This window comes from Actinokineospora diospyrosa, from assembly GCF_024171925.1.
GTDB classification, from domain to species: Bacteria; Actinomycetota; Actinomycetes; order Mycobacteriales; family Pseudonocardiaceae; genus Actinokineospora; species Actinokineospora diospyrosa.
Genome location: NZ_JAMTCO010000021.1, coordinates 26,071 through 49,946, shown reverse-complemented (window position 1 = coordinate 49,946; position 23,876 = coordinate 26,071). Strand labels below are relative to the sequence as shown.

Annotated in this window: 23 protein-coding genes; 11 read left to right on the top strand and 12 right to left on the bottom strand. The window is 70.3% G+C overall.

The annotated features are described in order from the left end of the window. Positions 1 to 553: 553 nt before the first annotated feature. The 4 genes from LV75_RS33030 to LV75_RS33015 all read right to left on the bottom strand — a co-directional run bounded on the left by LV75_RS33030 (position 554) and on the right by LV75_RS33015 (position 3,758). Positions 554 to 1,360 (bottom strand): ABC transporter permease, encoded by an 807-nt coding sequence (locus LV75_RS33030; RefSeq protein WP_253891385.1) that lies wholly within the window; start codon positions 1,358 to 1,360, stop codon positions 554 to 556. Continuing rightward, positions 1,360 to 2,307 (bottom strand): ATP-binding cassette domain-containing protein, encoded by a 948-nt coding sequence (locus LV75_RS33025; RefSeq protein WP_253891383.1) that lies wholly within the window; start codon positions 2,305 to 2,307, stop codon positions 1,360 to 1,362. The genes LV75_RS33030 and LV75_RS33025 overlap by 1 nt, the downstream gene beginning before the upstream one ends. Positions 2,308 to 2,337: 30 nt before the next feature. Further along, entirely contained in the window at positions 2,338 to 3,189 is an 852-nt protein-coding gene (locus tag LV75_RS33020) for a DUF4097 family beta strand repeat-containing protein (protein ID WP_253891381.1), read from the bottom strand. A gap of 74 nt (positions 3,190 to 3,263) precedes the next feature. Further along, a complete protein-coding gene (locus LV75_RS33015) occupies positions 3,264 to 3,758 on the bottom strand; it encodes an Arc family DNA-binding protein (RefSeq protein ID WP_253891379.1) in 495 nt (164 codons plus the stop codon). Between the two features lie 160 nt (positions 3,759 to 3,918). Between LV75_RS33015 and LV75_RS33010 the strand changes: the two genes are divergently transcribed. Beyond that, complete coding sequence (locus LV75_RS33010) at positions 3,919 to 4,758, top strand: tachylectin-related carbohydrate-binding protein (protein ID WP_253891378.1); 840 nt, start codon at positions 3,919 to 3,921, stop codon at positions 4,756 to 4,758. A 73-nt stretch (positions 4,759 to 4,831) separates the two neighbouring features. Here the strand turns inward: LV75_RS33010 and LV75_RS35725 are convergent, their stop codons facing one another. Continuing rightward, entirely contained in the window at positions 4,832 to 5,470 is a 639-nt protein-coding gene (locus LV75_RS35725; protein WP_253891377.1) for an excalibur calcium-binding domain-containing protein, read from the bottom strand. A gap of 119 nt (positions 5,471 to 5,589) precedes the next feature. Continuing rightward, positions 5,590 to 6,564, bottom strand: coding sequence for a helix-turn-helix domain-containing protein (locus tag LV75_RS33000; protein WP_253891376.1), 975 nt, complete (start codon positions 6,562 to 6,564; stop codon positions 5,590 to 5,592). A 43-nt stretch (positions 6,565 to 6,607) separates the two neighbouring features. Here LV75_RS33000 and LV75_RS32995 point away from each other — a divergent pair, with 43 nt between their 5' ends. From LV75_RS32995 to LV75_RS32985, 3 genes are read left to right on the top strand one after another with little or no spacing between them, the layout of a single operon-like run. Then, the gene (locus tag LV75_RS32995) at positions 6,608 to 7,015 is read left to right on the top strand and encodes a cupin domain-containing protein (protein WP_253891374.1); all 408 of its coding nucleotides are present in this window, start codon (positions 6,608 to 6,610) and stop codon (positions 7,013 to 7,015) included. Then, the gene (locus LV75_RS32990) at positions 7,012 to 7,689 is read left to right on the top strand and encodes an RraA family protein (protein WP_253891372.1); all 678 of its coding nucleotides are present in this window, start codon (positions 7,012 to 7,014) and stop codon (positions 7,687 to 7,689) included. The genes LV75_RS32995 and LV75_RS32990 overlap by 4 nt, the downstream gene beginning before the upstream one ends. Beyond that, entirely contained in the window at positions 7,686 to 8,318 is a 633-nt protein-coding gene (locus tag LV75_RS32985; protein WP_253891370.1) for a maleylpyruvate isomerase N-terminal domain-containing protein, read from the top strand. The genes LV75_RS32990 and LV75_RS32985 overlap by 4 nt, the downstream gene beginning before the upstream one ends. Positions 8,319 to 8,552: 234 nt before the next feature. Here the strand turns inward: LV75_RS32985 and LV75_RS32980 are convergent, their stop codons facing one another. The 3 genes from LV75_RS32980 to LV75_RS32970 all read right to left on the bottom strand — a co-directional run bounded on the left by LV75_RS32980 (position 8,553) and on the right by LV75_RS32970 (position 11,147). Next, positions 8,553 to 8,927 carry a MerR family transcriptional regulator gene (locus LV75_RS32980; RefSeq protein ID WP_253891369.1) on the bottom strand — a complete coding sequence of 125 codons (375 nt, stop codon included), beginning with the start codon at positions 8,925 to 8,927 and terminating at the stop codon, positions 8,553 to 8,555. Positions 8,928 to 8,935: 8 nt separating this feature from the next. Continuing rightward, the gene (locus LV75_RS32975; RefSeq protein WP_253891367.1) at positions 8,936 to 9,898 is read right to left on the bottom strand and encodes a zinc-binding dehydrogenase; all 963 of its coding nucleotides are present in this window, start codon (positions 9,896 to 9,898) and stop codon (positions 8,936 to 8,938) included. A 130-nt stretch (positions 9,899 to 10,028) separates the two neighbouring features. Continuing rightward, positions 10,029 to 11,147: a M4 family metallopeptidase gene (locus tag LV75_RS32970; protein WP_253891366.1), complete on the bottom strand. Its 1,119-nt coding sequence runs from the start codon at positions 11,145 to 11,147 to the stop codon at positions 10,029 to 10,031. A gap of 388 nt (positions 11,148 to 11,535) precedes the next feature. On the opposite strand from LV75_RS32970, the gene fusA reads away from it, so the two are divergent. From fusA to LV75_RS32940, 6 genes are all read left to right on the top strand, one after another. After that, a complete protein-coding gene (fusA, locus tag LV75_RS32965; protein WP_253891364.1) occupies positions 11,536 to 13,578 on the top strand; it encodes an elongation factor G in 2,043 nt (680 codons plus the stop codon). A 540-nt stretch (positions 13,579 to 14,118) separates the two neighbouring features. After that, positions 14,119 to 14,985, top strand: a complete 867-nt coding sequence (locus LV75_RS32960) for an SDR family oxidoreductase (RefSeq protein WP_253891362.1) — start codon at positions 14,119 to 14,121, stop codon at positions 14,983 to 14,985. Positions 14,986 to 15,063: 78 nt separating this feature from the next. Next, positions 15,064 to 15,576: a hypothetical protein gene (locus tag LV75_RS32955; protein WP_253891360.1), complete on the top strand. Its 513-nt coding sequence runs from the start codon at positions 15,064 to 15,066 to the stop codon at positions 15,574 to 15,576. Next, positions 15,573 to 16,826, top strand: a complete 1,254-nt coding sequence (locus tag LV75_RS32950) for a copper resistance CopC/CopD family protein (protein WP_253891358.1) — start codon at positions 15,573 to 15,575, stop codon at positions 16,824 to 16,826. The genes LV75_RS32955 and LV75_RS32950 overlap by 4 nt, the downstream gene beginning before the upstream one ends. 242 nt (positions 16,827 to 17,068) lie before the next feature. Then, on the top strand, positions 17,069 to 17,425 hold the full coding sequence (locus tag LV75_RS32945; protein ID WP_253891356.1) for a helix-turn-helix domain-containing protein: 357 nt from the start codon (positions 17,069 to 17,071) through the stop codon (positions 17,423 to 17,425). Next, a complete protein-coding gene (locus LV75_RS32940; protein WP_253891355.1) occupies positions 17,418 to 17,960 on the top strand; it encodes a carboxymuconolactone decarboxylase family protein in 543 nt (180 codons plus the stop codon). Before LV75_RS32945 ends, LV75_RS32940 begins: the two co-directional genes overlap by 8 nt. A gap of 1,073 nt (positions 17,961 to 19,033) precedes the next feature. Here LV75_RS32940 and LV75_RS32935 read toward each other — a convergent pair. From LV75_RS32935 to LV75_RS32925, 3 genes are read right to left on the bottom strand one after another with little or no spacing between them, the layout of a single operon-like run. Next, entirely contained in the window at positions 19,034 to 20,095 is a 1,062-nt protein-coding gene (locus LV75_RS32935) for a cobalamin-independent methionine synthase II family protein (RefSeq protein ID WP_253891353.1), read from the bottom strand. Between the two features lie 20 nt (positions 20,096 to 20,115). Further along, entirely contained in the window at positions 20,116 to 21,246 is a 1,131-nt protein-coding gene (locus tag LV75_RS32930) for a trans-sulfuration enzyme family protein (RefSeq protein WP_253891351.1), read from the bottom strand. Then, positions 21,246 to 22,535 carry an aminotransferase class V-fold PLP-dependent enzyme gene (locus LV75_RS32925; RefSeq protein ID WP_253891349.1) on the bottom strand — a complete coding sequence of 430 codons (1,290 nt, stop codon included), beginning with the start codon at positions 22,533 to 22,535 and terminating at the stop codon, positions 21,246 to 21,248. Before LV75_RS32925 ends, LV75_RS32930 begins: the two co-directional genes overlap by 1 nt. 363 nt (positions 22,536 to 22,898) lie before the next feature. On the opposite strand from LV75_RS32925, the gene LV75_RS32920 reads away from it, so the two are divergent. Next, on the top strand, positions 22,899 to 23,861 hold the full coding sequence (locus LV75_RS32920; protein WP_253891347.1) for a DUF1702 family protein: 963 nt from the start codon (positions 22,899 to 22,901) through the stop codon (positions 23,859 to 23,861). Positions 23,862 to 23,876 lie beyond the last annotated feature (15 nt).

Below are 23,876 nucleotides of genomic sequence, written 5' to 3'. Positions count from 1 at the left end.
CGCGGGAGACCCGACCTGATCAGCCCCTGGACACTCGGACCCGTCGGTGCCAACCCGGCTGCCGTCAGGTCCGCCCCAGCCCACCTTCCCAGCGCCTGGACACTCGGAACGGCCGATGCCAATCCAGCCCGCCCTCGGCTGCCCTGCCAACCCAGCGCCTGGACAGTCGGACTCGCTGGTGCCAAGTGCTCGATGGGGTGGACCTGTTTTGTGTGGGGGGACGGCAGCCGTAGCGTTTTTGCGCGGCAGGGCCTGCTTTTGGGCCCCTGCTTTGCGGTTCTGCCACGGGTGTCGTAGGGGCCCCGCGCAAAACAGGTCCACCGCATCGAGCAAAGCTCGAAAATCGCGGATCGGGCCCGATGTTGCCGCCAGGCAACGAGGCGTCCGATCCCGGTGGCCGAGGTTGCCGCCAGGCAACGAGGCCGTCCGCCCGGGCCACCGAGCTCGCCGCCAGGCGACGAGGCCGCCCCCCAGCCGAACACGGAAGCCACACACACGACCTTTCCCCCACAAGCGGTTGCTCGTGGAGGAAAAGGGCCCGCCTCACAAGACGTCACCCGGAGAACTCCCGGTTGAACAGCTTCTTCGACCACAAGTACCCGCCAAGCGCGATCACCGCACACCACCCCAGCGCCAGCCACGCGTTCGCACCAATGGCCTGCCCCATCAACAAACCCCGCAGAGTCTCGATGATCGGCGTGAACGGCTGGTACTCAGCGAACCACCGCAGCCCAGCAGGCATGGAGTCCGTCGGCGCGAACCCACTCCCCAGGAACGGCAGCAGCACCAACGGCATCGGCAGGTTGCTCGCAGTCTCAACGCTCTTGCTGACCTGCCCCAGCGCAACAGCAAGCCAGACCAACGCAAAGGTAACGATCAGCAAGAACCCAGTGGCCGCCAACCACTCCCCCACCCCCGCGCTCGGCCGGAACCCGACCAGCAGAGCAACCCCGATGACCACCGCAAGGCTGATCAACGCCTGCACCATGCTGCCGATCACATGCCCGGTCAACACCGACACACGCGCGATGTGCATAGTGCGGAACCGGGCGATGACCCCCTCCGCCATGTCCATGGCCACCGAGATCGCGGTGCCCTGGATGGTCGCAGTGATAGTCATCAGGATGATCGCAGGCGCCACGTAGTTCGCATACTGCGCGCGTCCCGCGGACTCGCCGCCGAGGCCCGCGCCCATGGTGCCGCCGAACACGTAGACGAACAGGAGGAGGAAGACGATCGGCATCCCGACGAGCATCACGGTCATCGACGGGTAGCGCAGCATGTGCTTGAGGTTGCGGCGAAGCATGGTCGCCGAGTCGCGCAGTGGGTAGAACCGCAGGGGTTGGGTCGCGGTGCTCATCAGGAAGCCACCTTTTCGTCCTTGGGGTTGCCGGTGAGGGCGAGGAAGACGTCGTCGAGGTCGGGGGTGTGCACGGACAGCTCGTCGACCTCGATGGCCCGGTCGGCGAGCCGGGTGAGCAGGTCGCGCAGCGCCCGGACGCTGCCGTCGCTGGGCACGCGCAGGGCGAGCGCGTCGTTGTCGCGGGTGACCTGGCCGAGGTCGCGCGCGGCGGCCTCGAGGCTGGGCGCGTCGGGGAAGCGCAGCAGGACGTGGCCGCCGGGGACGCGGCGCTTCAGCTCGGCCGCGGTGCCCTCGGCGACGAGGCGCCCGTGGTCGATGAGCGCGATCCGGTCGGCGAGCTCGTCGGCCTCCTCGAGGTACTGGGTGGTGAGGAAGATCGTGACCCCTTCGGCGACCAGCTCGCGCACGATCTGCCACATGCCGCGGCGGCTGCGCGGGTCCAGGCCGGTGGTCGGCTCGTCGAGGAAGATCACCCGGGGGCTGCCGACCAGGGTCATCGCGAGGTCGAGCCGCCTGCGCATGCCACCGGAGTAGGTCGAGGCCGGTTTGCCCGCTGCCTCGGTCAGGTCGAACCGGTCGAGCAGGTCGGCGACGCGGTGGCGGCCGTCGGCGCGGCCGAGGTGGTGGAGGTCGGCCATCAGGCGCAGGTTCTCCGCGCCGGTGAGCAGGTTGTCCACGGCGGAGAACTGGCCGGTGACGCCGATCGAGGCGCGGACCGCGTCCGGCTCGGTCGCCACGTCGTGCCCGGCGACCCGGGCGCTACCGCCGTCCGCACTGATCAAAGTGGACAGTAGCTTCACGGTGGTCGTCTTGCCCGCGCCGTTCGCGCCGAGCAGTGAGAAGACCGTGCCGGGTGCCACATCCAGGTCGAGGCCGTCGAGCACGACGTGGTCGCCGAAGGACTTGCGCAGCCCGGTCGCCGAGATCGCCGAGTGGGTGGTCATGATTTTCCCTTTCAGGGCGGCAAATGGGGATCAGGAGCGGCGGATGGTGATGTCGCCGTGGGAGGTCCTGGCGCGCACCTCGACGGTCTCGCCCGCGCTCTCCGGCTTGCGGTCGGCGTTGTTGAGCAGGTTGCGCACCTGGCCGAAACCGGTGTCGGCCTCGAGCCAGGCCGCGGTGCCCTCGGCGATGCCGACCTCGAGGTCACCGATGGAGGTCGCGAGGGCGATCGTCCCGCGGACCACCTCGCCGACGCGGACGCCGCCATTGGCCGACTTGGCGTCGACGCCCGCGCCAGCCCGCTCGATGGAGATGTCGCCGTTGGCCGAGCGCACCCGCACGTCGCCGGTGACCACGTCGATCTCGGTGCCACCGTTGGAGTTCTTGACGATCGCGGTGCCGTCGACCTCGCCGACCGCGATCTTGCCGGACCCGGTGTGGATCTCGGCGTTGCCCGCGGCCCGGCCCACGGTGATGTGCCCGGCGGCGGTGTCCAGGCGCAGCAGGCCGGTCCGCTCCAGCCGGACGTTGCCCGTGGAGGACTTGAACCGGGTCTCGCCGAGCAGGCCCTCGCCGCGTAGTCCGCCCACCTGCACCTCGCCGGAGATCCGGGAGCCGCTGGGCAGTTCGATGGTCACCTCGACCGACCTGGTCTTGCGGGAGAAGTCGAAAGCGCGTGCCTTGGGGCCTTTGACGAGCAGCGTGCCGTTCGCGTACTCGACGCGGACCTGGCTCACGGCTTTCACGTCCGACTCGTCGGAATCGTCGCTGGGCCGCACCTGGACGACGGTGTCGGTGCGGTCGGTGGCGACGATCAGCACCTCGCCGACGACGCCGAGCTCAAGGGTGACGGAAATGGGTTCGGGGGTGGCGAAAGTAGGCATGGGTGTTCCCTCGTCCTGTATCTGGTGAGCGTCCTCGCAGGTGGAGGACGTGTGGTGGAAAGAGCGTGGGGTGGTTAGTGGACCCAGCCGGTGAGGCGCTGTTTGGTCCGTTTGCCGCCCGATTCGGGACGCTGCGTGGGCTGTCGCAGCGCGGCCGACGCCGCCCGGATCAGCCAGGCGTTCACCGAACGCCCCTCAGCGGCAGCGGCCTCCTCAACAGCGGTCTTGAGCTGCTCCGGCAGTCGAACGTTGATGCGGGCGCTAGGCCCCTCTTCGGCGAAGAGCGCCTCCGCGCTCACCTCGGCCGTGTCCTGCGGGGTCTCGTCCGACCGCGCGTTCACGACGAAGTCCGGTTCACGGCCGCGCAGGCGCAACTCGACCGACCCCGGGGCCAGATCGCTGGTGATCTCGTCCGCGGCCGCCGAGAGCGCCTCCAGCAGCGTCATCCGGATGGCCGACTCCAGCGGCCCGGTCAGCCGCTCGACCAGCGCCCGCGCCTCGTCGCCGCCCGCCTCGGCAAGGGTGGCGAACTCCTGTCCGAGCTTGTTCACGTACGTGGTCAGGTCCATGGCACAACTATGGCACACGAGTGGCACCATCACAACTACTTCTGGCTCAGATTGCCGCCAGATGTGGCACGCGATGGCACCTGGACGACATAACCGCAGGTAGAGACTGCGGACGCAGCAAGGTTGGTGGCACCATCGAGGTGCCACCAGGGAGGTTCGCATGAGCTGGAGAGCCGTGCTGGTCCACGCAGCCGCACTTGCCCTCGCCGTCATGACCGTGAGCGCGCCGAGCGCGAGCGCCCAAGTCCACCCACCACCGCTCTGCGATGGCGGCCCGAATGGGACCGACGTATTCGGCGTGGAGCAAGACGGCAGCCTCTTCGCGTACCGACACTTCGGGGCCGCCACGGGCAGCGGCAACTGGGGCGCTAAGCGCTACATCGGCGAGGGATGGCACGGCACCGTCCGCGCGGCGGGCCACGGCACGTTCTTCTTCATCCCTATAGGCACTGGCGAGCTGCGGCGCTACCACTGGGACGGCACCTACTGGGACAACTTCGGCGACACCCAGTACGAGATCGTCGGCCACGGCTTCGACCGCTACGTCGGACCAGGCAGAACCCTGTCCGCCACCGGCGACGACACGTTCTACGGCATAGACGACTCAGGCGAACTCCGGTCATGGACCCAGACCGACGGCCAGTGGCAAGCCGAACTCATCGGAGTCGGCTGGCACACCTTCACGCGCGTCATCGCGGGCAACTCAGGCGAGTTCTACGCCTTCGGCAACGACGGAACCGCCTACCTCTACCAATACGCCCGCTACTACCAGCGATGGGACATCCAAGCCCTCCCTATAGGCCACGGCTGGACCAACTTCACCAACACCGCCACCGCAGGCTCCGGCGTCCTCTACACAACAACCCCCACCGGCACCCTCCTCTGGTACCGCCACTACGTCACCTGGACCTACAACGGCGTCCCCCAACAAGTAGGCACCGGCTGGCAAGGCATCACCTTCCTCGCCAGCCCAGCCTCCTGCCTCCCCCACCCCGCCTGAGTAAAGTCCACAAGAGACAGACCGGTGGGCTGCCTTCCCCCTCGAAAGGCAGCCCACCGCGACAACCGCTCAGCTAGTTCTCGCAGGCCACGCCGTCCTTGTTCCTGTCTAGAGCGATCCGGTAGCCCGGTTCGCCGACGTGGATCGGAGCAGCACCCGCGGCCCGAGCCGCGTCACAGTTCTTGTAGTAGACGTTGGCAGGCGCCTGCTCGGTGGCCTCGGGCTCGGCGGGTGGGGGATCCGCGACCGGCGGGGGTGCCGGGGCGGCGGTCACGGGCGGGGCTTCGGTCGTGGTCGTGGCAGTCGTGGCAGTCGTGGTGGTCGGCTGGGTCGTCACCGGTTGCGGCTTGTCGACTCGCAAGATGATCCGGTCGGTCCGCGCTACGGCGGCCGCCGCGGATTCGACCGCGACCACGGTCCAGTTCTCGGCGACCATGACGGTGCGGCCGTCGACAGACTGGTAGTCGACGGCGGTGAAACCGAGTTCCTGCAACGTTGTTTTCGCCTGCGCCGCGTTCTTCCCGACGAGGTCGGTGGGCAACGTGATCAGGTCCTGCGCGACGATCGTGGTGGTCGGAGCGGCGGCGGCTTGCCGTTGGCCCCGGTTCGGATCACCGGCGATGGCCGCGATCACGAACAGGCCCAACAGGGACGCACCGACGACCCAAAGCCATTTGCGCTTGCGGTTGCGCCACCACGCCACAGCATCCACCCGGTAGAGCCCTTCTTCGAAGATCCACGGTCAACCGGGTGGATCGTCTGCCCGCGCGCCGTTGTTACCGGGTCGAGGAGCTTGTCACCGCCTCGTGTACACCGCTGCGAAGTCGACGGTCAGGACCTTCCACTGTGGACGCTGAAGCGGCGGCGGTAGGCGGTGGGGGTGAGGCCGGTGTGGCGGCGGAGTTGGGTGCGGAGGTTGGTCGCGGTGCCGAAGCCGGAGGTGGTGGCGATGTGGTCCAGCGACAGCGCGCTGGTTTCCAGGAGGCGGCAGGCGAGGGTGACGCGTTCGGTGATCAGCCAGGCCAACGGGGTCGTCCCGAGTTCGGCCTGGAACCGCCGGTGCAGGGTGGCTGGGCTGGTGGCGGCCCGGGTGGCCAGGGTGGCGACGGTGAGTGGGTGGTCCAGGTGGGTGCGGGCCCAGTCGAGGACCGGGGCCAGCGACGTGTCGGGGCGTGGGGGTAGGGGGCGGTCGACGAACTGGCGTTGGCCGCCGTCGCGGTGGCCGGAGAAGATGAGGCGGCGGCTGACGGTGTTGGCGATCTCGGCGCCGTGGTCGCGGCGGATGATGTGCAGGCCCAGGTCCAGCGCCGCGGCACTGCCCGCCGCGGTGAGCACGTTGCCGTCGTCGACGAACAGGACGTCGGGTTCGAGGTGGACCCGGGGGTGGCGGCGGGCGAACTCGGCCACCCAGCGCCAGTGCGTGGTGACCCGGCGCCCATCCAGAACCCCGGCGTCGGCCAGGGTGAACGCGCCGGTGCAGAAGCTCACCAGCCGGGCGCCGCGGTCGGCGGCGCGGCGGATCGCGGCGAGGACCTCCGGGCGGGCGGGCGCCACCGGATCGGGTCGATTCGGCACCACCACCGTGTCCGCCCCGTCGACCGCCGCCAGCCCGGCGACCCCGGTGACGGTGAACATCCCCAGGTGCATCCGGACCGTCGGCGCCGCCGCGCACAGCCCGAAGTCGTACCAGGTCCGCGGCAGCTCCGGCCTGCGCAGACCGAACAGTTCGGTCGCCACGCCCAGCTCGAACGGGTTCGACCCCTCGTCGACGATCGCCACCACCCGGTGCGAGGATTCTTTCGACATGTGCGATTCCTAGCACTCGCCGACCCCCGCGCGCACCAGCACCATGGACGGCGTGAACACCCCTCTGGACCTCGCGACCGCCTTCGCCGCGTTCGACCAGACCTGGAGCCCGCGCCTGGCGGCCGAGGTCAACGACTACGACATCCGACTGGCCAAGTTCGCCGGTGAGCACGTCTGGCACGTGCACACCGACACCGACGAGTTCTTCCTGGTCGTCGACGGCGAGATCGAGATCGCCCTGCGCGAACCGGCCGGTGAGCGCACGGTCACCCTGCCCGCGGGCTCGCTGTTCGTGGTGCCCCGCGGCACCTACCACAAGCCGTCCTCGCGCAACGGCGCCCAGGTCCTGCTGGTCGAGCCCACCGGGACCCTGTCGGTCGGCGACGACCACGACGAGGTCCCCGGGCACGTCGACGTCACCACCGGGCACGCGCTGGAGGTGACCGCGTGAGGCCGGAGGTCACCACCGCGCACGTGACCGACGCGTGCGTGCGCGCCGGGGTCGAGGTGCGGGCCGTGTCGGTGCGGTCGGTCGTGCCGGGTGGGCGGGTGTTCGGTCGTGTGCTCCCGGCCAGGCACGCGGGCAGCGTGGACGTGTTCCTGGAGGCGTTCGAGTCGGCCGAGCCGGGGGACGTGCTGGTCGTCGACAACGGCGGCAGGCTCGACCACGCGTGCGTCGGCGACCTCGTCGTGCTGGAGGCGGCCGCCGCCGGGCTCGCCGGGGTGGTGATCTGGGGCCTGCACCGCGACACCGCGGACATCGCCGCGATCGGGCTGCCGGTGTTCAGCGCAGGCGCGATCCCGACCGGGCCGCTGGTGCCGGAGGTCCGCCGCCCCGACGCGCTCGACTCGGCCCAGGTCGGCCCGTGGACGGTGACGACCGCCGACGTGGTGTTCGCCGACGACGACGGCGCCGTGTTCCTGCCCGCCGACCGCGCCGAGGAGCTGGCCGAGCTGGCGTACGGCATCCAGCAGACCGAGCGGGGGCAGGCGGAGCGGATCCGGTCCGGGACGAGCCTGCGCGCCCAAGTCCGGTTCGACGCCTACCTCAAGGCCAGGGCGGTCACCCCGTCGCTGAGCTTCCGCGACCACCTGCGCACCGTGGGCGGGGCGATCGAGGAATGAGCACCGACGCGTTCCTGTCCGCCGCGCGCGCGGCCCTGGCGCTCCTGCGCGATCCGGCCGTAGCAGCGGCGTGGGACAAGCCGAGCGCCCTTCCCGAGTTCGGGGTCGCCGGGTTGGCCGGGCACTTGGCGTACCAGATCCTGGTGGTTCCCGAGGTCCTCGCGGACCCGCCGCCGGAGGAACCCCGCATCACCCTGCTCGACCACTACGCCCGCGCGGCCTGGATCGACGCGGGCCTCGACGGCGAGATCAACATCCGCATCCGCGACGGCGGCGCCAGCCTGGCCGCCGACGGCTCGGTTGCACTCGCCGACCGAGTGGAGGCCGCGCTCGACGAGCTCAGCGCGACGTTGCCCGGGCTGCAGGCGAGGAACGTGCGGATGCGGCTGTGGGGCTCATGGTCACTCACCCTCGACGACCTGCTCACCACACGCACGATGGAACTGGTCGTGCACGCCGACGACCTCGCTGTGAGCGCCGGTATCCCGACACCGGAGTTCACCGAGGACGCCACCGCCGAGGTCGTCGACCTGCTGGCAGCCTTGGCGGCCCGCCGACACGGGCCAGTCGCCCTGATCCGCGCCCTCAGCCGCGCCGAACGCGCCCCGAGCACGATCACGGCGTTCTGACGAGCTGCCCCGGCGGGCTGAAAGCCTGCCGGGGCTCCACTCGCAGCCGATCCCGGCACCGACCAGGTGCCCGCGCTCGGCGACGCAGTCACTCCCAGCATCTTCGCTGGCACGGCTCAAGCGATCGAGTACCGGACTAGCAGGACAGCGCCAGCCACCTCTCGCAGCCACCGGCACGAGTCGGTCGCGCAAGCCCGATAGTCGCTTCGGCGGGTTTGTACGCCTGCCGAGGTGTCAGCGGCGGGCTCTGGGTTCGGTTCGGTTGGCCAGTTGGTCGCGTTGCTCGGTGAGGCGGTCTATCTCGGCGTCGAGGGCGGCGAGTCTGCGGCGGACGATGCCGCCTGCCTTGGTGCAGACGCCTTCGCCGTACTCGGGCAAGGTGTCGCCTTCGATGAGGTGCAGGCGGTCGGCGCTTGCGCGGACGTCTTCGATCGTGAGGCCGAGGGCTAGGAGTTGGCGGATGATGCGGACACGGGCGACGTCGCGGTCGTTGTAGAGGCGTTGACCGGTGAGGGTGCGTTCGGGTGGGGGCAGTAGGCCGCGTTCCTCGTAGAGCCGCATCGCACGGGGTGTGGTGCCTGCGGCGGCCGCCGCGTCGCCGATTCTCATCTGGCCTCCTATAGGTACACCGCCACGGTGCCCACGTGGCGTCCCTCGATCACCTCCTGCAACGCGCGCGGCGCCGAGTCGATGCCCGAGACGCGGACATGCGGGAAGGTCAGTGCGCCGCTGCGCAGCCAGCCGCCGAAGCGGGCCAGCCATTCGTCGCGTTCGTCCGGGTCGGGGCGGGTGTTGACGCCGTGCAGGCTGATGCCGCGCAGGATCAGGCCGAACGTGTCCAATTCCACCGGTGCCGCCCCCGCCTGGCCGGACAACGCCCCGACCAACGCCACCCGCGCACCCGGTCGGGCCGCGGCGAGAGCGGCGCGCAGGTCAGCCCCGCCGACGTTGTCCACCACCACGTCAACGTCTTCGATCGCGTCCGTGCCAACCACGTAGGCGGCGTCGTAGCCGAGCTCGGCGACCACCCGGTCCGCCTTCTCGCGAGTTCGGGCAGTGGCCACGACCCTGCCCGCCCCCAACACGCGCGCCAGCGGCCCGACGAGTGATCCGACGCCGCCGCCACCCGCGGTCACCAGCACAGTCTCCCCCGCGCGGAGCCGCGCGTGCACGGTCAACGCCGCGTAGGACGTCCACCCGGAGCCCAAGTGCGCCACCGGATCGGGCAACGAGTCCCCCAGCGGCGTGCAGGCCGCGACAGGCAGGACCGCGTACTCGCGCCACCCGGCCCAGTGCGACACCACCTCACCGACCCGCGCCCCACCGCCTGCCCCGACAGCGACCACCTCGCCGACGGTGATCGACGGCGGCACCTCCCCCACCCGCACCGGCGGCAGCGGCGTGCCTTCGATGTCGCCCGCGAGCAGTGTGCGCAGCCGCGCGGAGACCTGGAAGTACCGGTTGCGCACCAGCACCTCCCCCGGCCCCGGATCGGCGACCGGCGCGCTCACCACCTCGAAGTGCTCCTGCCCGGGCACCCCCTCCGGGATCGCCGCCAGCCGCACTTCCCTCGACTCCACCACAACGACTCCTCGCGCCCTGCGCCCGCGTGCCGGTCACGCGGGCGCAGGGACGCTAACCCCTCACCCACGGGTCAGGGTCAAGCCCTCTCGGCAGATCTACAGTGGACTCACTTGAGGACCATCGCCCTCAGCAGGTGGTGGGCTCACCCGTGCCCGCAGGAACGGAGACGGCGTTCCACGCGTTGCGGACAGTGGTGAACTTGGCGCAGTCACCCGGGAAGACCTGCTTGACGGCGGTAAGAGCAGCCACGCGGGCGTCGGTGTAGGTCCACGAAGGCTTCTTGAGCATCAGTGCGCGCATCCACACCCTGCCCGCGTCGCGGATCCCCATGCCCTCCACCGATGCCGGACCCCCGGCGCAGATCGGACTGGCAGGCTTACCGACCGGCGATGAGCCTTCCGCCATCAGGTAAAAGAAGTGATTGGCCGGACCCGCGCCGTCGTGGACCTCGATGTTGTTCATGTTGGGCTTGTAGCAGTCGGGTTCGTCGCGGGGGCCTAGAGACGGCTGGTACATGACGCGCTCGGGCCCACGCCCCAGGGGGTTGGTCTCGTTGGCGACGAGGTAGTCGGGCGGGTCGTTGGGGTTGTTGGCGTAGTGCTCGGTCAGCGCGCCCATGATGTCGCTGCTGGCCTCGTTGAGCTGGTAGGTCTGCACGCCGCCGTCGAAGCCGCCCGGGGTGTGCTGGAAGACGCCGTGGCCGAACTCGTGGGCGATGATCTCCAGGTTCACCAGCTGGCGCGCGTTGTCCTTCGTGCGGCCGAAGTTGGCGGTGTGACCGTTCCAGTAGGCGTTCACCGCGGTGAGCCCGACGAACATCGGCGCCCACTTGCCCTTGCCGTCCAGCCCGTCGCGGCCGAGCCAGTCCCGCAGCATCCCGGAGAACTGCTGCGCCGCGTAGTACCCGTCGGCGCAGGCGGTGGTCAGGTCGGTGCCCGAGCGGGAGCCGAACACGCCGGTGGTGTTGGTGACCGGGCCGTTGCCCTGGATGCCGCAGAACAGCGCGCTGCCGCCGGGGTCGCTCAACGAGTACTTGCCCGCGGTCAGGCTCACCGAGATCGGCGCGTTCGGGTAGTAGTACCCGTTCGCCGTGCCCGGCGCGCGAGTCCCCGGCGCGGGCGCCGCAGTGCCGACCCACCCCGGTGAGGTGGCGCCGCCGAGCCACCCGACCGGTTCGGCGGATGCGGGAACGGGAATCAGCAGAAGTAACGACAACGCGCCCAGCACGGAATACACACGCTTCACGACGGACTCCTCAAGAAACTTCGCAGGGGCCCTAATAATCACCGTTTACTGGGCCCGCCACAGCCGCTATTCGAGGCATAGCAAATAGCGCTGAATAAACCGTGATAACCGGCATCCACTGAAACCCGCTTCCCCTCGAACGCGGCGCCGGCTACTCTCCCCCTCGACGCGCACCCCAGGACGGGGCGCGCCACCGCGACGAGAGGGGATGGCTGTGCGTGTTCACAGTGCCGTTCCCGCGTCGCGCTTCGAGGTGATCCTGGTGTCCTCGCGCCTCCGGTGCCTGCCGCGCGGCTAGCACCGGACGCCGTGACGACCGCCTGACCCGTCGGTCCGTCGCGGGAATCGCGCCGCCCTGAACCGGATCACACCGAAAGTGTGCTGTGCCATGCGCGTCAACCCGCTCACCGCTGTCCGCAACCTCGGCATCCTCGCCCACGTGGACGCGGGCAAGACCACCGTCACCGAACGGATCCTCTACGCCACCGGGACCACCCACAAACGCGGCGAGGTCCACGACGGCACCACCGTCACCGACTTCGACGCCCAGGAACGGGCCCGCGGCATCACGATCTTCGCCGCCGCGGTCAGCTGCGCCTGGGCCGGGCACCGGATCACCCTGATCGACACCCCCGGCCACGTCGACTTCGCCGCCGAGGTCGAGCGGTCGCTGCGGGTGCTCGACGGCGCGATCGCGGTGTTCGACGCCGTCGCCGGGGTCGAGCCGCAGAGCGAGTCGGTCTGGCGGCAGGCCGACCGGCACGGCGTGCCGAGGATCGCCTTCGTCAACAAGCTCGACCGGGTCGGCGCCGACCTGGACGCCGCGGTCGACTCGATCCGGCGGCGGCTGCACCCGACCCCGCTGGTGGTGCAACTGCCGATCGGCCGGGAAGACGGGTTCACCGGTGTCGTCGACCTGCTCCGCCTGCGGTCGCTGACCTGGTCCGACGGCGGTCCCGTCGAGGAAGGACCGGTGCCCGACGCCCTCGTCGACGAGGCCCGCCGACGGCGCAGGCTGCTGGAGGAGGCGGTGGCCGAGCTGCACCCGCTCGCCCTGGAGGAGTTCTGCGCCGAGGCGACGATCTCGGCCGAGACCCTGCGGACCGCGTTGCGCGAGCTGACCCGGACCGGCGAGGGCCTGGTCGTGCTGTGCGGCTCGGCCTACCGCGACCGCGGTGTCGAACCGCTGCTCGACGCGATCACCGCGTACCTGCCGTCCCCGCTGGACGTCCCGCCGGTGCGCGGCACCCGCGACGGCGTGGAGCTCGAACGGCCAGCGGACCCGACCGCGCCGCTGGCCGCGCTCGTGTTCAAGGTGGTCACGACCACCACCGGCAGGCTGACCTACCTGCGGGTCTACTCGGGAACGCTGCGGAAGGGAATGGAGGTGCGCGACGTGGGCGCCGGACGGAACGAGCGGATCGCGCGGATCCTGCGCGTCCAGGCCGACCGCCTGCACGAGGTGGACAACGCGGTCGCCGGTGACATCGTCGCGGTCGTCGGCCCCAAGTCGGCTCGCGTCGGGGCGACCTTGTGCGTCGCCGACGACGTGCTGCTGCTCGAGCCCCCGGTCACGGCGGATCCGGTGGTCTCCGTCGCGGTGGAGGCGGCCCGGTCGTCGGAGTCGGGCAAGCTCGTCTCCGCGTTGGCCCACCTGGTCGAGGAGGACCCCTCGCTGGTGGCCCGGACCGACCCCGAGACCGGCCAGACGATCCTGTCCGGCCTGGGCGAGCTGCACCTGGAGGTGTCGGTGGAGAAGCTGCGTAGTGCCACCGGGCTGGCGGTCACCGTCGGCAGGCCCAGGGTGGCCTACCGGGAGACCGTCGAGCGCGGGGTGAGCGGACTGGTCTACCGGCACGTCAAGCAGGACGGCGGCGCGGGTCAGTTCGCCCACGTCGTGCTCGACGTCGAACCGCTGGCGGGCGAGCACTTCGAGTTCCGGTCGACCGTGGTCGGCGGTCGGGTGCCCGCCGAGTACGTGCGCGCGGTCGAGGCGGGCTGCCGCGACGCCCTGGCCGAGGGGCCGCTGGGTGGCCACCCGGTCACCGGTCTGCGGGTGACCCTGACCGACGGGGCGACCCACGTGAAGGACTCCTCGGAGATGGCGTTCCGCGCGGCGGGCCGGTTCGGTCTGCGAGAGGCGTTGCGCGCGAGCCGGATGCTGCTGCTGGAGCCCGTGGTCGAGGTGACCGTGGTGGTTCCGGCGGCCGCCGTCGGTGGCGTACTCGGTGACCTCGCGGCCCGCCGCGGCCGGGTCGCGGGTTCGACCATGCGCTCGGGCACGGCCGTGGTGACCGCGACCGTGCCGCTGGCCGAGCTGTTCGGGTATTCGACGAGGCTGCGCGGCCGGACCCAGGGCCGCGGGACCTTCACCACCCGCCCCGCGGGCTACGCGCCCGACTCGACCGCGGGTAGGCAGGTAGCCGGATAGGACGTGGCCCCGCTCGCGCACGCGAGCGGGGCCACCCCCTCATTGACAAGTGGACAGTAGTCCCAGCGTGCGTGCATGTAGATACCTCCCTTGTTGAGCAACGACCCTCTCCGCACGTTGGCGGAAAGCGGACCGAAACGCGCCCGATCATGGGGACACCCAACACGATCGGAGGGGCAGCGATGTCGTGGATCAAGAGGCCACCCGTGCGCGCGGTGGCGGCATTGGTGATCGGGCTCGCCGTGGTGGCGCCGGTGACCGCGCAGGCGCAGACAAGGCCATCGATTCCCTAGCCGGGTGGCCCGGCGGGGTTCTTGGCCAAACCCGGCGACCTCGAGTTCCTGATCAACGACGACAACATCGGCGACAACGACGACGGTCCACAGGTGACGGTGCGGCACTGGCGCTCGACCCCGTACTACGGGGGCTGACCCGCGGCAGGTGGTGGTGTGGACCACCATCTGCCGCCTTCCGGCGGCTGGCCGTGCATCATCGACCCAGGTCCGCGATGCTGGGGCCGTCGAGCACGCAGGAGGTCTGATGAGTCCGATCGTCGCGGTGACCGGAGCTACCGGGAACATCGGGGGGCGGGTGGCCCGGCTGCTCAGCGCCCGGGGCGTCACCCAGCGACTGCTCTCGCGCAACCCCAGCGCGCTGCCGGACCTGCCCGGGGCGACCAACGTCCAGGGCGCGGAGTACACCGACGCCGAGGCGCTGCGGGCGGCGTTCTCCGGTGCCGACACGCTGCTGCTGGTCTCCGCGCGAGAATCGGCCAACCGGGTGCACGAGCACACCACCGCCATCGACGCCGCCATCGCTGCCGGGGTGAGCCGGATCGTCTACACGTCTTTCCTCGGGGCGGGCGCCGACTGCACCTTCACCTTCGGCCAAGATCACTGGCACACCGAGCAGCACCTCAAGGCCACCGGCGTCCCGTTCGTCGCGCTGCGCGACAACATGTACGCCTCGGCCCCGCCCGCGATGACCGGCGCCGACGGCGCGATCCGCGGCCCGGCGGGCGACGGCGCGGTCAGCATGGTCGCGCTCGACGACATCGCGGCGGTCGCGGTCGCGGCCCTCACCGACACCGCCCACGACGGGCAGGTCCTCGACGTCACCGGACCGGAGGCGATCACCCTCGCCGAGGCGGCCCGCGTGCTGTCGGAGGTCACCGGCCGGGAGATCACCTACGTCGCCGAGACCGAGGACGAGGCCTACGCCTCGCGCGCGCATTACAACGCGCCGGAATACGAAGTGGCCGGTTGGGTGACCTCGTACACCGCGATCGCCGCCGGTGAACTCGCTGTCGTTTCCGACACCGTCACGCGCCTCACCGGCCGTCAACCCCAGACTTTCGCGGAGTTCCTCACCGCCAATCCGGGGACTTACGCGCATCTGGTGAAGTGAGCAAGACCGAATAAGACCCACCGTCCCCACCAGCACTACTGTCGGCAGGCACTGACCTGCGAGCTGAGTGGGGTGCTCATGAGCGTCACGGAGACGACGGGTGCGGACGCGCGGGCGGACCGCAGGCACCACCAAGCGCTGCTGGTCTTCATGGCCATCGTGGTGGCGCACTGGGCCGAGCACCTGGTCCAAGCGTTCCAGATCTACGCGCTGGGGTGGACCTCGGCCGAGGCGCGCGGGGTGCTCGGCATCCCGTTCCCGGACCTGATCAAGTTCGAGTGGCTGCACTACGGCTACGCGCTGGTCATGCTGATCGGGCTGTTCGTGCTGCGCCGCGGGTTCGCGGGCCGCTCGCGGCAGTGGTGGAACCTGGCGCTGGCACTGCAGTTCTGGCACCACATCGAACACCTGCTGCTGTTCCTGCAGGCGCAGACCGGGTGGCGGATCGGCGGGTCCGCGGTGCCGACCAGCATCGTGCAGCTGATCGTGCCGCGGGTGGAGCTGCACCTGTTCTACAACACGATCGTCACCATCCCGATGGTGATCGCCGTCGTCCTGCACCAGCGGGCCCGAGCAGCCGCGACCGCGTGAGGCTCGCGGCAATCCTGGCCGTCCTGGCGGTCTGGGCCATCCTCGCCGCTCCCCCGGCCGCCGCGCACGTCGAGGTCCTCGGGTCGACCCCCACCGACGGGACCCGGCTGACCGAGCCGCCGAGCGCGGTGACCATCCGGCTCTCGGAGAACATCGGCATCCAGAAGAACGCCATGCGCGTGGTGGACGTGCACGGCGACCCGGTCAGCGAGGGACCGGTGACGCAGGGCGAAACCGCCGAGCAGATGACGATCCGGCTCAAGCCCGACCTGCCGGACGGCACCTACCTCGTGCACTACGCCTTCGTGTCGGCCGACTCCCACCCCGTGCGCGGCGGCTTCGCGTTCGTCGTCGGGAACGGACCGCTGATGAACGCGGGCGGCGCCGTGTCCTCGGCCGACGGGACCGACACCGCGGTGGACATCCTCACCCGGGTGGTCAGGTGGTTGGGGTATGCCGGTGTCGCGCTGGCAGGCGGAGTCTTCTTCCTGTTGTACTTCCGCCCCACCGACGACAAGCGCGCCCACGGTGTCGCGCGCGCCGGGTGCGTGCTCATCGCGGGGTCGGCCGTTTTCGCGCTGGGGATGGAAGGCGCGTACGTCACCGGCGCCGGGTTGTCACGGGTGTTCGCACCGGACTTGCTGGCCAACACCCTCGACACCGCTTATGGAAAACTCCTCATCTTGCGCATCGTGGCCGCTGGCGTGCTCCTCTACGCCTCGCGTCGGGCCGCGACCAGCTTCGGCTACCAGAACACCGCGATCGTGTCGGGCTTCCTGATCCTGCTCACCTCCTCGGCGGCAGGACACGCGATCACCACGCAGATCATGTTCCTGTCGCTGGTGGGCGACTTGGCGCACTACGGCGCGATGGCGCTCTGGCTCGGCGGTGTCGTCCAGCTCGCGCTCTGCGCCCGGCACGAGGACCTCCCGCAGGCCATGGCGCGCTTCTCCCCCGTCGCCAAGATCTGCGTCGCCATCATCGTGATCAGCGGCGCACTGCTCTCGGCGGCGTACGTGGGGTCGGTGTCGGCGCTGTTCACGACCGCGTACGGGTTGCTGCTGCTGGCAAAGCTGGCCGGGTTCGTGGTCCTGCTCGCCCTCGCCGACCGGTGCCGCAGGGCCGTGGACGCCCGGTCGACCGGAACGACGCTCGTGCGGGTCCGGACCGCGCTGGTGGCCGAGGTCGCCATCGCCGCCGTCGTCCTGGGCATCGCCGCGGCCGTGGCCACCATTGGAACTCCCGGCTAGTGGCTCGACTCAGAAGGTTGGCCGTGTATCGGCGTGTTCACGGCGTGGCTGGCAAGGCGCCGGAACGTCCTCGTACTGGGTGTACTTGGTCGTTTCGGCAACGCGGCCAGGCGCGTCGTGGGCGGGTCGAGACATGGTCGACGTTCTGAGTCGCGCCACTAGATTCACCTTTCAGGGCGAAGTCACCCACGGCCCGGCGGTGCTAGCGTTCTGCGGTCGGCTGATTCCACTTCGGATTCTTGGTGGCGGTCTTGGACGAACTCGCCGTGCGCGCGGTCGAACGAGTCATCGAGGACATGCGGGGCAGGCTCGCCCAGCCCATCACGATCGACGAGATGGCGCGGGTGGCCCGGTTCAGCAAGTTCCACTTCTGCCGGGTCTTCCACCGGCACACCGGTCTCCCACCGGCCCGCTTCCTGTCCAGCCTGCGCTTCGCCGAAGCCCGCCGCCTGCTAGCCACCACGAGCCTCAACATCTCCGACATCAGCACCCGCGTCGGCTACCACAGCCCGGGCACCTTCAGCGCCCGCTTCAAGACCTGCGTCGGCGTGTCCCCGACGCAGTACCGCAAGTCCGCGAAGGGAATCGACCATGGCTGAACGCGTGAAGATGGTGCCCGAGGCGGAAGCGACCGGCCTGACAGCCGACCTGTACGACCGCGTCCGAGCCGCCACCAACCTCCCCTTCGTCCCCGACGTGTTCCGGTTGACCTCCACCACCCCACACCTGCTGGACGTAGTGGTCACCGGCTACACCGGCGTCTTCACCGACAGCGCCCTGACCCGGGCGACCAAGGAACTCATCGCCACCTGGACCTCCCGCCTCAACAACTGCGACTACTGCGCCACCACCCACACCTGGTTCCTCCAACACTTCGGCGGCTCAGCCGAACTCGCCGAAACCATCAGCCACGCGACTGACCCGATCGATCTTCCGGTGGATGAGCCGACTGTCGCGCTGTTGCGCTTGACTAGCAAGGTTACGAGCGGCTCGCCGGATCTGGACGCGGAGTGGAGTGAGGCGGCTGAGGTGTGGACGGAGGAGCAGCTTCTGGAGGCGGTCTTCTGCGCCGCGCTGTTCTCCTTCATCAACCGGTTGGTGACCACCCTTGGGTTGGCTGCGCCGACACCTTGAGCTCGTGGTGCGCTTTGGCGTGTCCGCTCTGGAGGACAGGGTGATGGCTGCTGGAGTCTCTGGTGCCAGCGGATGGGGTTGTCCACAACGTTTGTAGCTGTCCACAGCTCGCGATCGCTGCTGCTGGTTTGTCGGTGTGTCTCGGTAGGCTGTGTATTCGGGGGCTCTTGTGGCGGATGATCTTGTGGTGACGCTTGTGGTGGATGTTGTTTGTCCACAACGGGATCGCTTGTCCACAGGGTGCTGTTCGCTGCTCCCGTTGTGTCGGTGCTGAGCGGTAGGCTGTGTATTTGGGGGCTTTCGATCAGGTTGATCTTGACGCATGCCCGGGCTGGGAGTGCGGGGCAAGAACTTCGGGGCCTCCGCCTTCGGCTCCGGTGGACGGCCTCGTCGCCTAGCGGCGACCTCGGCGCCCGATCCGCGATTTTCGAGCTTTGCTCGATGCGGTGGACCTGTTTTGCGCGGGGCCCCTACGACACCCGACGCAGAACCGCAAAGCAGGGGCCCAAAAGACTGGCCCTGCCGCGCGGAAACGCTACGGGTGCCGTCCCCCCACACAAAACAGGTCCACCCCATCGAGCACCTGGCACCAGCGAGTCCGACTGCGCGGGGCTGGGCTGGCAGGGCAGCCGAGAGCGGGCTGAGATGGCACCGCATCTTCCGAGTGTCCACGGGCTGGGTAGGTGGGCTGGGGCGGACCTGACGGAAGGCCGGTTGGCACCGTTGGGTCCGAGTGTCCAGGGCTGGACAAGTGGGCGGGGCCCGGATCTGCTGGAAGCCGGACTGACACCTTGACTTCCGGATGTCCACTGGCTAGCAACGTGAGCCGGAGTAGATGTGTTGGGGTGTAGCGCAATCAGCAAGATCAACTAGGTGAAGAGGCCCCGAATACACAGCTTACCGGCGAGCTCCGACATAACTGGAGCATCGGACGGTGGGCTGTGGATTGGTTGCGGCGTTGTGGACAACTCACGCACCAGGAGGCCCGCATGATCAAAGCGGGTCGAGCAGAGGCATAGCCTGCCGGAAGCCGCTCGCACCACGTCCCGACCCAGCGGGCCTCCTGTGGGGGGCTACGCGCCCAGTGCTGATGCGGCCAAGGCGGTGCCCCGGACTCGTGCGGCCACCTTCGCGAAGGCCACCTCGCGCGAAGTGGACACGTCGTCGGCGAATGGGGAGAAGCCGCAGTCGTCGCAGGTGCCGAGGCGTTCCAGTGGGATGTAGCGGGCGGCGGTCAGGACGCGGTCGCGGACCTCTTCGGGTGTCTCCACTCGCGGGTCGATCGGGTCGATCACGCCTACGAAGATCCGCTGGTCGGCGCGGGAGTGCTCTGACACCGCCGAAAGCACTCGCTCTGGGTCGGTCTCGCTGGCCAGCTGCAGGTAGAACCGACCGGCGTTCAAGCGGAACAGCTTGGGCAGGAGGTCCACGTAGTCGACGTCCAGGCTGTGTACGGAGTCCTGGTCCCCGCCGGGGCAGGTGTGCACGCCGATCCGGGTGCGTTCCTCGGCGGTGAACCGGTCCAGGACTCGGTTGTTCAGGTCCACGAACGTGTCCAGCAGGCCGCCGCTCGGGTCCAGCTTCAGCGACAAACGGCCCTCGGTGAAGTCCAGCTGCACCGAGTCCGCGCCGCCGTCCAGGCTTGAGCGGATGTCGGCCTCGGCGCCGTCGACCAGGTCGTCGAGGAACTGGGACTGCGAGTAGCCGTCGATCCCGGCGGAGGGGTAGATCAGGCTCAGGGCGGAGGCGGCGATCACAGCCTGCTTGACCGGCACCGAGGCGTGCTTGCGGGCGGCGGCGAGGTAGGTCGCGGCGTTGGCGCCGTAGCGGAAGGGGCCAGCGGTGAGGCGGGGCAGGGTGCGGGTGTGGCCGTCGGCGAAGGGGATGACGGCGCCGTCGGGGGCGAGGGAGAGTCCCTGGAGGGGGTAGCTGACGAAGCTGGGTTTGGCTTGTTCGCCGTCGGTGACGACGGGGGAGCCAGCGGCTTGCAGTTGCTGGATGGTGTCGGCGACGGCGTCGTCGATGACGGTCGCCAGGCCCGCGTCGTCGAGGGTGCCCGCGGTGTGCTCGGCGATCGCGTCAAGGACGTTCTTGGGGCGGGGGATGCTGCCGATCGGTTCGGTCGGGATGGACAACTGGTTCCTCTCGGGTTGGGTCACCGGCCGCTGGCCAGTGCGGTCGTGAGGTCCTCGACGAGGTCCTCGGCGTCCTCGATGCCGACGGAGAGCCGGATCAGGTCGTCGGTGATGCCCGCGGCGGCGCGGTCGGCCGCGGGGATCGGGCGGTGGGTCATCAGGGCCGGGCACTCGATGAGCGAGCGGACCCCGCCCAGGCTCACCGCGCAGGCGAACAGGGTCGTGCCCGCGAGCAGCTTCTCCACGACGCCGGAGTAGCGGAACGCGATGATCGACCCGGGCGCGGCGAGCTGGCGGGCGGCGATGTCGTGGCCGGGGTGCTCCGGCAGGCCCGGGTAGCGCACGTGGGTGACGCCGGGGGCCTCGAGCAGCAGGTCGACCAGCGTCTGGGCGGTGCGGACCTGGCGTTCGACGCGCACCGACAACGTCTTGACGCCGCGGTGCACGAGGAAGCAGTCCAGGCCGCTGGGGATGGTGCCCGCGACGGTGCGGTGCTGGGTGAAGGCGTGGTGCAGGGCGGGGTCGTCGCAGATGAGGGCGCCGCCGAGGACGTCGGAGTGGCCCGCGACGAACTTGGTGGTGCTGTGCAGGCTGACGTCCGCGCCCCAGCGCAGCGGCCGCTGCAGGGCGGGCCCGGCGAAGGTGTTGTCCACGACGACGAGCGCGCCGCGTTCGTGCGCGAGCCGGGAGACCTCGGCGATGTCGATGACTTTGAGCAGCGGGTTGGTCGGGGTCTCCACCCACACCATGGCGACGTCCCCGGCGAGCGCGGCGCGGGCGCGGTCCAGGTCGGACAGGTCCACCTGCTCGACCAGGATCCCGTAGCGGCGCAGCCCGGTGATCAGCGCGTGCGTGCCGCCGTAGACGTCGTCGCAGCACACCAGGCGCTGGCCGGGGGTGAGCAGCGACAGCGCCGTGGTGGCCGCCGCCTGGCCGGAGGAGTAGGCGGTGCAGTGCCGGGCGCCCTCGACGGCGGCCAGGCAGGTCTCCAGCGCCTCCACGGTCGGGTTCTCGCCGCGGGAGTAGAAGTAGCGGGGCGGGTCCTGGGCGAAGCGGTCGTAGGTGGTTGCCAGGTGCACCGGCGGCACGATGCCGCCGTACGGCCCGGTGGTCTCATGTCCACTGTGGACCACGCGGGTGGCGAACCGCATCAGAGGAACCGCTCGGTCGGGTGCTCGGCGGTCCAGAACCCGGGTTTGACCGTGGACAGCGCCTCCCGCACGACCGCGACCTCGGCCTCGGTGTTGTAGACGCCGAAGGACAGCCGCACGGTGCCGACCACCCCGAAGGTGTCGACGAAGGTGTTCGCGCAGTGCACGCCGCTGCGCACCGCGATCCCGTGCGCGTCCAGGTGCCCGCCGACGTCGTAGGGGTGGATGCCGTCGACCACAAAGGACACGATGCCGCTCGGGTCGGCCGCCGGGTCGCCGACGACCCGGGCGTCCGGGGTGTCCAGCACCGCGGCGACCGCGGCTCGCACCAGTGTGTCGTCGTGCGCGCGGATGGCGTCCCAGCCGATGTCGGCGAGGTACTCGAACGCCGCGGCCAGCCCGACCGCGCCGGGGATGTGCGGTGTCCCCGCCTCCAACCGGGCGGGGACGGGGACGTAGCGGACCGGCTCGGTGAGACTGACGCCCTTCACCGTGCCGCCGCCGACCTGGTACGGCTGCAGCGCGTGCAGCAGTTCGCGGCGCCCATAGAGGACGCCGATCCCCATGGGCCCATACACCTTGTGCCCGGAGAACACGTAGAAGTCCGCGTCGAGTTCGCGCACGTCGACCTGCCGGTGCGGGACGGCCTGCGCGCCGTCGACCACGACCGGGATGTCGCGGCGGTGGGCGCTGGCGACCATGTCCCGCACCGGGTTGACCGTGCCGAGCACGTTGGACACGTGCGTGACGGCGGCCAGCCGGGTCTTGGGGCCGAGCGCGGCGTCGAACGCCTCGCCGGTCACCCGGCCGCGGTCGTCGGCGGCGACGAGCACCAGTTCCGCGCCGACCGACTCGCACAACCGCCGCCAGGGCAACAGGTTCGAGTTGTGCTCCATGCCGGTGACCACGACCTGGTCGCCCGCCCGCAGCCGGTCCCTGCCGAAGGTATCGACCAGCAGGTTCACCGCGGCGGTGGTGCCGGGGACGAACACGACCTCGTCGGCGTGCTCGGCGTTGATGGCGTGTTGGACGGTGGCGCGCGCCTGTTCGTACACGTCGGTGGCGAGGTGGCTGAGCTGGTAGTAGCCGCGGCCGACGTTGGCGTTGGCGCCGGTGTAGTGGTCGGTGATCGCGTCGAGCACCCGCCGCGGTTTCTGCGCGGTGGCCGCGTTGTCCAGGTACACCAACGGCCGCGGCCCCACCCGGGTGGCCAGGATCGGGAAATCGGGCCGGACCGACTCCCCGGGTGCCACCAGGTTGCGCGGCGCGGTGTCCACCAGGTCGACCATGCACACTCCCGTTTCGCCTCGCCCGGCCGGTTCAGGCATGCCGGGATCACCGGACCGGTCCCGTGACCACCAGCCCGCCGTGCACCAAAGGAGATGGCAACCACCCGGTTGCCGTCGGCGAGCTTACCACCGAACCCAGGAGTGACATAGTCGTCAGTACCCGAGCCGGATTCGGGAAAGGAAGCCCCGGACATCTGATACGAACGGGCGAACACCGCATCGCTCCCCTTGACACGGGACAGCTCGGCGGGGGCAAGATCGGGCCTGGTCACTACCTATTCCCGAAGCTTGTTCTCCGCAGTTCGAGTTCGTCCCCAGCCACTTCGTCCCCGCCGCGCTCGGCGAACCAGAGATGAGAACTCCATGAGCACTCAGCACGGTTCCGCGGACCGACCGGGCGTCGTCGACGCACCGAGCCGGGGCCGGGGGCTGGCCCCCCGGTTACCGCTGGGCATGGCCGACTTCGGCCGCCGGGGGTTCCGGGTGGACCGCCCGGGTCCGCGCGAACGACTGGAGCGCCACGCCCGCTCGTTCCTCACCGGCTACAACCTCGCCGCCGCGCACTGGCCGCACGTGCGCGCCGCGGTCGACACGCTGCCCGCCGAGGAGCGCGGCTTCGCCCACGAGGGCGCCGCGATGTGGGCCGGGCAGCGCGACGTGCTCACCCGCGGCCGCTCGGTCGCCGCGCTGCTGGCCGAGTCCGGAGCGGACTACCCGCACCTGATCCACGTCGGCGCCGGGTGGGCGTTGGCGGTGAGCAGGTTGCCGTTGCCGGTGCGGCTGACCGACACGCCGCTGCTGCGCTGGCTCGCCTACGACGGCGCGGGGTTCGCCGAGGTGTTCTTCGGCGGCCGCCGCGCGCTGCGCCGCCGGGCCGAGCGCGCGGGGACCGACCCGGTGCGGCTGATCCGGCTCGCCGGTTCCGGTCGGGCGCTGTGGTTCATGACCGCGGGCGACCCCGACGACATCCGGGAGGTCATCGCCGAGGCGCCCGCCACGGCGAGGGCGGCGCTGTGGAGCGGCGTCGGCCTGGCCGCCACCTACGCGGGCGGCGTGCCCGCGGCCGAACTGGACACACTGCGCGAGCACGCGGGCGGCCACCTGGGACACCTGCGGCAGGGCGTCGTGTTCGGCGCGACCGCGCGGGTCCGCTCCGGGATCGTGCCCGCCCACTCCACCCTGGCCTGCGAACGCCTGGTCGGCACCACCCCCGCCGAGGCGAGCGGCTGGGCCGAGCGGGCCGCCGAGGACCTCGGCGAGCGCACCGACATCTCCGCCTACCTCGACTGGCGCGACCGGACCAGGGTCCTGAGCACCCAGGCCTGATCCGGGCGGACCCCG

Bases quoted from the DNA above. Each gene is read 5' to 3' on its own strand.
- LV75_RS32940 (WP_253891355.1), top strand. From the start codon at position 17,418: ATGGCTGAACGCGTGAAGATGGTGCCCGAGGCGGAAGCGACCGGCCTG.
- LV75_RS32930 (WP_253891351.1), bottom strand. From the start codon at position 21,246: ATGCGGTTCGCCACCCGCGTGGTCCACAGTGGACATGAGACCACCGGG.
- LV75_RS32925 (WP_253891349.1), bottom strand. From the start codon at position 22,535: ATGGTCGACCTGGTGGACACCGCGCCGCGCAACCTGGTGGCACCCGGG.
- LV75_RS32995 (WP_253891374.1), top strand. From the start codon at position 6,608: ATGGACGGCGTGAACACCCCTCTGGACCTCGCGACCGCCTTCGCCGCG.
- LV75_RS33030 (WP_253891385.1), bottom strand. From the start codon at position 1,360: ATGAGCACCGCGACCCAACCCCTGCGGTTCTACCCACTGCGCGACTCG.
- LV75_RS32985 (WP_253891370.1), top strand. From the start codon at position 7,686: ATGAGCACCGACGCGTTCCTGTCCGCCGCGCGCGCGGCCCTGGCGCTC.
- LV75_RS32920 (WP_253891347.1), top strand. From the start codon at position 22,899: ATGAGCACTCAGCACGGTTCCGCGGACCGACCGGGCGTCGTCGACGCA.
- fusA (WP_253891364.1), top strand. From the start codon at position 11,536: ATGCGCGTCAACCCGCTCACCGCTGTCCGCAACCTCGGCATCCTCGCC.
- LV75_RS32960 (WP_253891362.1), top strand. From the start codon at position 14,119: ATGAGTCCGATCGTCGCGGTGACCGGAGCTACCGGGAACATCGGGGGG.
- LV75_RS33015 (WP_253891379.1), bottom strand. From the start codon at position 3,758: ATGGACCTGACCACGTACGTGAACAAGCTCGGACAGGAGTTCGCCACC.
- LV75_RS33000 (WP_253891376.1), bottom strand. From the start codon at position 6,564: ATGTCGAAAGAATCCTCGCACCGGGTGGTGGCGATCGTCGACGAGGGG.
- LV75_RS33020 (WP_253891381.1), bottom strand. From the start codon at position 3,189: ATGCCTACTTTCGCCACCCCCGAACCCATTTCCGTCACCCTTGAGCTC.
- LV75_RS33010 (WP_253891378.1), top strand. From the start codon at position 3,919: ATGAGCTGGAGAGCCGTGCTGGTCCACGCAGCCGCACTTGCCCTCGCC.
- LV75_RS32980 (WP_253891369.1), bottom strand. From the start codon at position 8,927: ATGAGAATCGGCGACGCGGCGGCCGCCGCAGGCACCACACCCCGTGCG.
- LV75_RS32955 (WP_253891360.1), top strand. From the start codon at position 15,064: ATGAGCGTCACGGAGACGACGGGTGCGGACGCGCGGGCGGACCGCAGG.
- LV75_RS33025 (WP_253891383.1), bottom strand. From the start codon at position 2,307: ATGACCACCCACTCGGCGATCTCGGCGACCGGGCTGCGCAAGTCCTTC.